We start from the raw sequence: 2,085 nt of genomic DNA, 5'->3' as shown, positions 1-2,085 counted from the left end.
CTCCAGACCCTCGGCCCACTCTTCTACTTCCGCCACACAAATATCATCACTCACCACCAACGATTAACAGGCTCCGGACCAAAAACCCGGTTAAACGCCGACGCGGCTAAAATTAAACGCGACTGTAGTACTAGGCAGTGAGTATTGCCGACCTATGAAGCCGGCGGTCCGATTTCCGGCCCCTTACTCGCGTTCGGATGCGGCGTCCTTGTCGAACATTAGGTGCCGGGCGGTGAGCCGGCGCAGACGTTCGTCCTGTTCGAGTTTCACGATTCATCTACGAGGGATGCGATCTCGTTCCATGGGGCGCGAGCCGATGGACGAGCCACGCCCTACCGAGGTCTGGGATCGATACGTCAGAGCCCAGCTGCGCCTGCGTGCCCTTGTCGAGGAACGCCGCGGTGGGAACGGAACGGACATCATTACGATGATGGCGGCCATGCGTCATCGAAGAGACCCCGCGTCGACGCCCATCGGCTCCTTTTGCTTACTGACGAGCGACCCGCGATGTGCGGATCTCGGGTGTACAAATTGCACAAGGGATAACCTGTGGCTGCACTTGCCAGCGCCCATACAAATCCGGGCCATTACAAGGACCTCGAGAAATGTGATATTAACCGCGAGAACCCGAAGGATCACTACGCGTTCACTAAGGTCGACATGCTTGCCTCGGACAGCTTCTCGGGCGAGCAGAGGGAGCCGACGCACGAACAGTGGAGCCCCGATTTCCTCGCTTCTCACGGTCGGGAGCCGTGTCGACTTCTTCCACTGCTGGAGTATGAATCGCTGGAACCATGACTTTAGCGACAACGAGGTCGACCTCGCCCGGCATATCCAGCCAATGCTGCAGCTGCTCGATACTGCATACGCAGGCAATGCGTACCGTGCATCGGAAATAATCGGCGGGGAAGTCTATTCGCTCACCGCACGCGAGCAGGAGGTCATGCGCTTGCTCGGTCAGGGCCTCAAGGGGATCGCGATCGGACGCCTGCTCGGCTGCAGTCCCAGGACCGTTGCGAAACACCTCGAACACGCTTACACCAAGCTCGGCAGCAACAACCGGGTGGACGCCCTGCGCCGCCTGAGGGGCGAGGGATGACCTATGGTTGATCGAGCCACCTAGCTGTGGACAACATCGGCAACCCAGGCGCCTTGTTCAAGCGGTTTGTGCGCTTACACTTCCAACATGCCGGTCTTCGATATTTCATTCGACGACAAATCCGACAAGCCTCGGAAGACCAGACCCGACGCGGACAGGGACAGTTCGAGGCTCCTGTTGGACCGTAAGCTGCTGAGGCCCAAGAAGCTGCGCTCCGGCGCCCCTTTTGCCCCGATCGCACCGTCGGGATGACTACCTCGTCTTGATAGACGCCTCCGGGGCGAGTCATTGGTACGGCAGCGACGCTGAACGAGGACCAGCGGTCCCGCTACCTTGACCCGCCGTACACCATCGGTAGTTCGATGATTTGGCCCGGCAGATCGAAGGACCGACCTACTATGGACACTGCACGAGGGTTCGGTCCCTCATGTCGGCTGATCGGTGACCGCATGGACCTCACCCTTGAGTGCATCCGGCGTCACTACACAGGAGAACCAGAGAGCCCCCTCGCGGTGTCCTCAACGCCTACGCGGACTTCTTCGCGCTCTTCGAGCGGTTCGCGGAGTTCGTGGACTTGTTGCACCCGCAGGACCTCGTGACGCCCGACTATGACGAGGTTCGGTTCTACCTGCCGTTCGACAACTTCGAGCGTCCCGGGACACCGGTCACAACCGAGGAGTACGTCCCGTACCGGGAGGCCACGCTGGAGTTCATCTCAGGACGGATGCGTCGGATGGCCAAGTGGGTCATGGAGCACCACCCCGAGATCGAGGTTCTCCGCCGATAACGGGCGGCGACCTTCCCCCTAGTCTCCGGTGATTGTGGAGGTCATGAGCCCTCTGTCGCGGCGGACGGTTCAGATCCAGCAATTCAGCTGTTGGTGAGGGTGAGGTCGTCGAGGTACATCCAGGTGTCGTCGGCGGGGGTGGAGCCGTCGAGGTGGACGTTGAACCAGAGGGTGATGGTCTGGCCTTTGTAGGCGGTGA

The 2,085-nt window shown here is 60.3% G+C and carries 2 protein-coding genes and 1 pseudogene; all 3 read left to right on the top strand.

Going from position 1 to position 2,085, the window contains the following annotated elements; all coding sequences use genetic code 11:
• The first annotated feature begins 549 nt into the window (after nucleotides 1–549).
• The 3 genes and pseudogenes from ABH924_RS24735 (at nucleotide 550) to ABH924_RS24725 (ending at nucleotide 1,886) form a co-directional block, all read left to right on the top strand.
• A complete protein-coding gene (locus tag ABH924_RS24735; RefSeq protein ID WP_404503164.1) occupies nucleotides 550–798 on the top strand; it encodes a hypothetical protein in 249 nt (82 codons plus the stop codon).
• Nucleotides 779–1,099 carry a response regulator transcription factor gene (locus tag ABH924_RS24730; RefSeq protein ID WP_404503162.1) on the top strand — a complete coding sequence of 107 codons (321 nt, stop codon included), beginning with the start codon at nucleotides 779–781 and terminating at the stop codon, nucleotides 1,097–1,099. The genes ABH924_RS24735 and ABH924_RS24730 overlap by 20 nt, the downstream gene beginning before the upstream one ends.
• Nucleotides 1,100–1,386: 287 nt before the next feature.
• A pseudogene (locus tag ABH924_RS24725) lies at nucleotides 1,387–1,886 on the top strand (DUF6994 family protein).
• The last annotated feature ends 199 nt before the right edge of the window (nucleotides 1,887–2,085 follow it).

This window comes from Arthrobacter sp. GAS37 (genome assembly GCF_044908325.1).
Taxonomy (GTDB): Bacteria; Actinomycetota; Actinomycetes; order Actinomycetales; family Micrococcaceae; genus Arthrobacter; species Arthrobacter ramosus.
Note: the sequence above shows the minus strand (reverse complement) of the source record. Positions and strands in the feature narration are given on the sequence as shown.